This is a genomic window from Lentzea indica (assembly GCF_012184385.1).
Taxonomy (GTDB): Bacteria; Actinomycetota; Actinomycetes; order Mycobacteriales; family Pseudonocardiaceae; genus Lentzea; species Lentzea indica.
In genome coordinates, this window is record NZ_VSRL01000371.1 from 1 (window position 1) to 6766 (window position 6766).

The window sequence follows — 6766 nt, forward strand, 5'->3', positions numbered from 1 at the left end:
GCCTGCGGTCGCGCTGGGCCGCGGCGAGCCGGGTGGCGACCCCGACGAACACCAGCACCGGGAACAGCAGCACCACCACGCCGACGAGGCTGAGCGCCCACAGCAGCGGGTCGAGCCCGCCGCCGCCGTTCACCACACCCCAGCCGTAGACGGTGTTGGTGCCCGGCGACTCCTCGATCGCGGAGTCACCGGCGTAGAAGCGCAGTTCACCGGGGTTGAGCAGACCGGCCTGGCTGATCGTGCCGACGATCTTCTGCGGGAAGCGCGGCTTCAGCAGCTCACCGCCCGGTGCGGCCAACAGGTCGGCGACGGCGGGTGACACGAAGATCTCCCCGTCGCCGGGCACCCGGTCGATCCCCGGTGGCACGGGCGCGTCGGGCCTGAGCGCCTTGAGGTAGGAGCCGATGACGTGGTCGGAGCGGAACGGGTGGTACTGCTCCTCCATCAGCAGCGGCGCCGGTCCGGTGCCCTGGGACACCGGGTTGCGCGCTTCCTGGCGGTCGTGCCGGGCGTCCATCACGTTCGGCAGCGACGCGGCGAACAGCAGCAACGCGACGCCGAGACCGATGCCGACACCTTGGAGTGCGAGCCTCATCCAGGACTTCCGGCTGCCCCCGACGGCCAGCCGGACACCCAGGGCGAGGTCGCTGATAACGCGGTTCACCGTGCGAACTCCACGTCACGCGAGCGGCCGTCGCGCACCACGACCTCACGGTCGGAGTAGGCGGCGACGCGCGGTTCGTGCGTGACCAGCACGACGGCGGCGCCCGTTTCGCGGGCCGCGGTCGTGAGCAGGTGCATGACACGCTCGCCGTTGAGCGAGTCGAGTGCGCCGGTCGGTTCGTCGGCGAAGATCACCTTCGGACCGGTGACCAGGGCACGAGCGACCGCGACACGCTGCCCCTGACCGCCGGAGGTCTCGCCGGGACGCTGGTCGGCGACCCCGTCGACCTCCAGCCTGGCCAGCCAGTCCGTCGCGGCGCGTTCGGCGTCCTTGCGCTTCATACCGCTCAACCTGAGCGGGAGCGCGACGTTCTCCAGGCAGGTCAGCTCCGGAACGAGTTGGCCGAACTGGAAGACGAACCCGAACTCGGTTCGCCGCAGCTCGCTGCGTTCGCTGTCGGACATGGCCGTGAGGTCGCGGTCGCGGTAATGCACTGTGCCCGAGTCGGGCGGCAGGATGCCCGCGATGCAGTGCAGCAGGGTGGACTTGCCGGAGCCCGACGGCCCCATCACCGCCACGACCTCGCCCTCGCGGATCGAGATGCCCGCGCCGTCGAGCGCGTGCGTCTTGCCGAACGACTTGACGAGGCCCTCGGCCCTCAACAGGGTCATCGCATGACCTCCACGGCCAACTGGTCGACGCGGGCGGCGGTCAGTTCGAGCCACCGCAGGTCGGCTTCGAGGTGGAACAGGGCGAAGTCGCAGATGAGCTGGTCGGCGAGGTCGCCGTCGGTCTTGCGTCTCGTCAGCTCACGCATGGTGTTGAGATGCGCCGACCGTTGCGTGTCGAGCACCTCCGCGGCGCTGCGACCTGACAGCAGGGCCAGCACCACCTTCGCGTAGAGGGTGTTCTGCAGGTACGGCTCCGGCTTCTCCGGCGTGCTGAGCCAGCGTTCGACATCAGTGACTCCGGCGTCCGTGATCGCGTACCGCTTGCGCTCAGGGCCGTCGCCCGCCTCCACGCCCGCCTCGGTCACCAGACCGTTCTTCAGCAGCCTCGACAGGGTCGAGTACACCTGCCCGTAGTGCAACGGACGGTCCTGACCAAAGCGCTCGTCGTAGGCGCGCTTGAGGTCGTATCCGTGCCTTGGACCGCCCTCTAGCAGCCCCAACAGTGCGTGTCCTATCGACATGCGCGGCACTATACACATCATGTATACACCGGGTGTATTCGTCAGATGCCCTGACGGGCAACCGCCGTGGCGCCTACAGTGGTGGGGTGACTGGTCTGACTGTCGGCTGGGATCACGACGTCGAGCTGCTGCTCGACTTCCTGAACACTCGACACGTACTGGACAGTGAAGCCTCCTGGCGCGCGTGGGTGACCGAACGCGGCCTCGGGCGGAGCGGGGAAATCGCACAGGCGCGCGCCGCGAGAGCGGCGCTGCGGTCGTCCATCGAGGGGTCGTCAGGCCCTCAGACGGCGGCGGGAGTGGTCCACGTCGAGCTGACCGACGGCGTTCCGGTGCTGTCCAGCTCGGACGCGCTCGGCGCTGTGCTGGCCGCCTCCGCGCGGCTGGCCGTGCTCGGGTCCTGGGAACGCTTCAAGATCTGTCCCGCCGACGACTGCCTGCGTGCGTTCTTCGACCGTTCCCGCAACCGCTCGCGCACCTGGTGCTCGATGCAGGTGTGCGGCAACCGCGAGAAGGCCCGCACGTTCCGAAAACGAACGCGCGCCCAGAACACGGACCTTCAGAAGAGCACGTTGGCCACGGTGTAGATCACCAGGCCCGCGAGCGCACCGACCACGGTGCCGTTGATCCGGATGAACTGCAGGTCCCTGCCGACCTGCAGCTCGATCTTGCGCGAGGTCTCCTCGGCGTCCCAGCGCTCGACGGTGTCCGTGATCAGCGTGGTGATCTCCGCGCGGTAGTTGCCGACCACGTACCCGGCGGCCTGCTCCAGCCAGCTGTCGACCTTGGCGCGCAGCTCGGGGTCGTCGGTGAGGTTGGTGCCGAGCGTGACCAGGCCCTGGGTGACGCGCTTGCGGAGCTCGCTGGACGGGTCTTCAGCGGCGTCGATGAGCATCTTCTTCGCCGTGCCCCACGCACTGCTGATGAGCTTCTGGACGTCGGGGTGGTCGATCACCTGCTGCTTGACCTGCTCGGCCCTCTGCATCGTGGCCGGGTCGGTCTGCATGTCCGTGGAGAACTCGAGCAGGAACTGGTCCACGGCGAGGCGCATCGGGTGGTTGACGTCCGTCTTCACCGCCCAGGTGAAGTTGACCAGCTCGGTGTAGACCTTGTCGCCGAGCATCGCGTCGACGAACTTGGGCGACCACGTGGGCGCGCGGTCGGTGACGATCAGGCTGACCTTGTCGTAGTTGTCCCGCACCCACTCGTAGGCCCGGTCGCACATCAGGTCGACGAGCTTGTGGTGCGCGCCGTCGGTGAGCACCTGGTTGAGCAACTTGCCCAGCGGCGGACCCCACGGCTTCTCCATCACCCGTTTGACGATCGCGTGCTCCAGGACGGCCTGCACCTCTTCGTCCTTGAGCACGGTGATCGCGCCCTTGATGACGTTCGCGAGCTCGTTGGTGATGCGTTCGGCGTTCTCTTGCTGCTTGATCCAGGCGCCGGCCCGTTCCGCGATGCCCGCCCGCTTGAGCTTGTCCTGCACGATCTCCGGGCTGAGGAAGTTGACGCCCACGAAGTCGCCGAGCGTCTTGCCGAACATGTTCTTGCGGGTGGGGATGATCGCGGTGTGCGGGATCGGCAGCCCCAAGGGACGTCTGAACAGGGCCGTCACGGCGAACCAGTCCGCGAGCGCGCCGACCATGCCGGCTTCCGCGGCCGCTCGCACGTAGCCGACCCAGGGTCCTTCGAACGCGTGCGTGCCGAAGAAGATGACCGTCGCGCCGACGAGGAAGCTCGTCGCGACGAGCTTCATCCTGCGCAGGTCTGTGCGCTTCTGCTGGTCAGCGACGGTCAGTTGCTCCACAACCACATTGTCCGTGAAGATCCTGCGTTGTGCGGGTACCAGCGCTAGTCCCCCGGTTGCAGCCGTTCACGTCGACCATCTTCGCGGAGATGACGGCGCTGGCCGTGCAGCACGACGCCGTCAACCTCGGTCAGGGTTTCCCCGACACCGACGGCCCTGCGTCGATGCTCGCGGCCGCCCAGTCCGCGATCGCATCGGGCGTGAACCAGTACCCGCCGGGACCCGGCATGCCGGTGCTGCGTCGTGCCATCTCCGCTCACCGTTCGCGGTACGGGCTCTCCTACGACCCCGACACCGAGATCCTGGTGACCGTCGGCGCCACCGAGGCGATCGCGGCGTCGTTGCTGGCTCTGGTCGAGGCCGGCGACGAAGTGATCCTGATCGAGCCGTACTACGACTCCTACGCCGCTTCCGTGGCCATGGCCGGTGCGGCGCGGGTGACCGTCGGCCTGCGCGAGGACGCTTCTGGCCGGTTGGCTCTCGACGTGGACGCGTTGCGCGCGGCCGTCACGCCTCGGACGCGTGCGGTGCTGGTCAACTCGCCGCACAACCCGACGGGGACCGTGTTCCGGTTGGAGGAGCTGCAGGCCATCGCCGCGTTGTGCGTCGAGCACGACCTGCTGGCGATCACCGACGAGGTCTACGAGCACCTGGTGTTCGACGGCCTGACGCACATTCCGCTGGCCTCACTGCCCGGGATGGCCTCGCGGACGTTGTCGATCTCCGGCGCCGGCAAGACGTTCAACTGCACCGGCTGGAAGATCGGCTGGGTGTGCGGTCCTGCTTCTCTGGTGTCCGCGGTCCGTGCGGCCAAGCAGTTCATGACCTTCGTGGGCGGAGCGCCGTTCCAACCGGCGATCGCCCACGCGCTGACGGCTGAGCTGGACTGGGTCGGTACGTTGCGCGACTCGCTGTCCTCCAAGCGGGCGCGCTTGGCCGAGGGTTTGCGTGCGGCCGGTTTCGAGGTGCGATCTTCCGAGGGCACGTACTTCATCTGTGCCGACGTGCGGCCTCTCGGCTACACGGACGGCTTGGCTTTGTGCCGCGACCTGCCTGCCAAGATCGGCGTCGCCGCGGTGCCGGTCCAGGTGTTCACGGACAGGCCAGATCAGTGGCAGCACCTGATCCGTTTCGCGTTCTGCAAGCAGGACGCCGTGATCGACGAAGCCGTGGAACGCCTCCACAAGCTGTAGTTGTCCACAGGTGTGGATAAGATCCTCCACAACTGTGGACAACCCACTTTCGGGTGAGGCTGGGAGCCTTGACGCCGGGGTTCGACTCCAAATGGCATGGACTCGAACACTGAGGTACTTGGTGGCTGGCGTTCCGGCCTGTGTGGCTGGGACGTCCTCGTCGAACGCTATTCGCGTCTGGTCTGGTCGGTGCCCAGATCGTTCCGTCTGAGCCACGCTGACGCGGCCGACGTCTACCAGTGCACCTGGCTCTGCCTGGCCGAACAGCTCACTCGCATCCGCAGGCCCGAGCACCTGGCCACGTGGCTGGTCCGTACCGCTACGCGACAGAGCATCGCGGTGGTGCGCGCCCGCGGACGTGAGGTGTCGTTGGACCTCTGGGAGCCGGAGTCGACGTTGCCGGCGCCGGACGAGGTCGCGATCACCAACGATCGTCAGCGGCGGTTGTGGTCCGCGTTGATGACGTTGAACGAGCGGTGCCAGCGGTTGCTGCGGATCGCTGCCCACAGCCCCGAACTGAGTTATGCACAGGTTGCCGAAGCCCTGGGGATGAACGTGGGGAGCGTGGGTTCCACACGCAGTCGTTGCCTGGCTGAGCTGCGGCGGAAGCTGGAGGCCCTGCAATGAGGGACTCGTTGCTCGACGAGATCGCCTGCCTGTTCAGCTCGGACGTTCCGCCTGCCGTCCTGGCACCGCACCCGACCGGGCTCGAACCGATGGAGGCCGTCCGCGAACCGGTCCGCGGCCCGTCCCGGCAGCTCGTGTTCCACGTCGGCGTCGGCCGCATGTACCTGCAGCTCGATCCGGCCCCGGCCGGTCTGCGCCTGACCGGTGTGTTGGACGACAAGGGCGTCTCCGTCGAGGTCCGCTCACCCGGCCTCGCCCAGGCACTTCGTCCAGACGCCGAGGGCTGGTTCCGCGCCGACGTCAGGCCTGGGCCGTTGTGCGTCACCGTGCCCGAACTGGGCCTGACGACGGGGTGGTTCGTGGCATGAGCGCCAGTGCCGATCCACAGGCCACCATTGCTACGACCGCGGTCCGCGGCACTCGCGCCGAGCGCGCCGACGCCCTGCACGACCTCAGCATCGCCCACGTCGAGCTCGGGCACCTCGACGTGGCGGCCCGGTTCGCCCGGCGCGGGTTGCGGCTCACCGGTGAGGCCCGGTTCCACCTCACGCTCGCGTGGATCGACCTGGATCGGGGTCGCCGCAGGCAAAGCCTCCAGCACCTCGATCTCGCCACACCGCACCTTCGCGGCAGGGAGCTGGCCCGCGCCCGATGCCTGCGCGGACTCCACCTCTGCCAGTCAGCGGAACCACGGCTGGCGATCGCCGAACTCACCGCGGTCATCAGGAAGTTGCGGAGACATGGCGACGAACGCTGGCTCGCCAACGCGTTGATCGGCCGTGGGATCGCACGGTGCAACGCCACCCAGCTGACCAAAGCGGATGCCGACTTCACGTCCGCGCAAACCTTGCTGCAGGCCATGGGTGAGCCGGGGCGTGCGGCGATGTGCTTGCACAACAGAGGGTTCGTGGCGATGCTCACCGGCGATCTGCCGCTCGCCCTGCGACGGTACGAGGACGCGGCGAAGGCGGGCCTCGACTCGACGAGCCGGCCGGAGGCACTCGTCGACAGGGCAGAAGCGCTGCTGGCCGCCGGTCTCACGACGGAGGCTCGCCGTGTGCTGACGCCTGCGTTGGAGCTGCTGCGCCAGTGCAACCGGCACGTGCCCGAGCTGGCGGTTCTGAGTGCGCGCTGCGCGTTGCGCGACGGAGATCCGGCACCTGCTGTCCGGCTCGGCGGCTCGGACGCGGAGTTCATGCTCGCCGCCGGAAAGCTCGATGCCGTTGCGGCACACCGGTTTCGCGGACCGGTGCAGACGCGGGCGCTCGGTTGGCTCGCGCAGG

General features: G+C 68.2%; 8 protein-coding genes and 1 pseudogene. 5 read left to right on the plus strand and 4 right to left on the minus strand.

Annotated features, from left to right (window positions below; genetic code table 11):
* From FXN61_RS46050 to FXN61_RS46060, 3 genes and pseudogenes are all read right to left on the minus strand, one after another.
* Positions 1 to 664, minus strand: a pseudogene (locus FXN61_RS46050) (FtsX-like permease family protein); the annotation flags it as partial.
* Positions 661 to 1335, minus strand: a complete 675-nt coding sequence (locus FXN61_RS46055; RefSeq protein ID WP_167980125.1) for an ABC transporter ATP-binding protein — start codon at positions 1333 to 1335, stop codon at positions 661 to 663. The pseudogene FXN61_RS46050 and the gene FXN61_RS46055, both read right to left, overlap by 4 nt.
* Positions 1332 to 1856 carry a PadR family transcriptional regulator gene (locus FXN61_RS46060; RefSeq protein WP_167980126.1) on the minus strand — a complete coding sequence of 175 codons (525 nt, stop codon included), beginning with the start codon at positions 1854 to 1856 and terminating at the stop codon, positions 1332 to 1334. The genes FXN61_RS46055 and FXN61_RS46060 overlap by 4 nt, the downstream gene beginning before the upstream one ends.
* A gap of 86 nt (positions 1857 to 1942) precedes the next feature.
* On the opposite strand from FXN61_RS46060, the gene FXN61_RS46065 reads away from it, so the two are divergent.
* Positions 1943 to 2443, plus strand: a complete 501-nt coding sequence (locus FXN61_RS46065) for a CGNR zinc finger domain-containing protein (RefSeq protein ID WP_312878524.1) — start codon at positions 1943 to 1945, stop codon at positions 2441 to 2443.
* On the opposite strand, the gene FXN61_RS46070 is transcribed toward FXN61_RS46065, so the two are convergent.
* A complete protein-coding gene (locus tag FXN61_RS46070) occupies positions 2416 to 3612 on the minus strand; it encodes a DUF445 domain-containing protein (protein WP_167980131.1) in 1197 nt (398 codons plus the stop codon). The genes FXN61_RS46065 and FXN61_RS46070 overlap by 28 nt on opposite strands.
* Before the next feature lie 80 nt (positions 3613 to 3692).
* On the opposite strand from FXN61_RS46070, the gene FXN61_RS46075 reads away from it, so the two are divergent.
* The 4 genes from FXN61_RS46075 to FXN61_RS46090 all read left to right on the plus strand — a co-directional run.
* A complete protein-coding gene (locus FXN61_RS46075) occupies positions 3693 to 4856 on the plus strand; it encodes a pyridoxal phosphate-dependent aminotransferase (protein ID WP_167980127.1) in 1164 nt (387 codons plus the stop codon).
* A 96-nt stretch (positions 4857 to 4952) separates the two neighbouring features.
* Positions 4953 to 5483 (plus strand): RNA polymerase sigma factor, encoded by a 531-nt coding sequence (locus FXN61_RS46080; RefSeq protein WP_167980128.1) that lies wholly within the window; start codon positions 4953 to 4955, stop codon positions 5481 to 5483.
* Entirely contained in the window at positions 5480 to 5851 is a 372-nt protein-coding gene (locus FXN61_RS46085) for a hypothetical protein (RefSeq protein ID WP_167980129.1), read from the plus strand. The genes FXN61_RS46080 and FXN61_RS46085 overlap by 4 nt, the downstream gene beginning before the upstream one ends.
* Positions 5848 to 6766 (plus strand): tetratricopeptide repeat protein (locus FXN61_RS46090; protein WP_376770820.1); only part of this gene is annotated, 919 nt, incomplete at its 3' end. The genes FXN61_RS46085 and FXN61_RS46090, both read left to right, overlap by 4 nt.

Excerpts from the sequence above, each read along its gene's own strand:
- FXN61_RS46085 (WP_167980129.1), top strand. The coding sequence starts at position 5,480 with ATGAGGGACTCGTTGCTCGACGAGATCGCCTGCCTGTTCAGCTCGGAC.
- FXN61_RS46080 (WP_167980128.1), top strand. The coding sequence starts at position 4,953 with ATGGACTCGAACACTGAGGTACTTGGTGGCTGGCGTTCCGGCCTGTGT.
- FXN61_RS46055 (WP_167980125.1), bottom strand. The coding sequence starts at position 1,335 with ATGACCCTGTTGAGGGCCGAGGGCCTCGTCAAGTCGTTCGGCAAGACG.
- FXN61_RS46070 (WP_167980131.1), bottom strand. The coding sequence starts at position 3,612 with ATGAAGCTCGTCGCGACGAGCTTCCTCGTCGGCGCGACGGTCATCTTC.
- FXN61_RS46060 (WP_167980126.1), bottom strand. The coding sequence starts at position 1,856 with ATGTCGATAGGACACGCACTGTTGGGGCTGCTAGAGGGCGGTCCAAGG.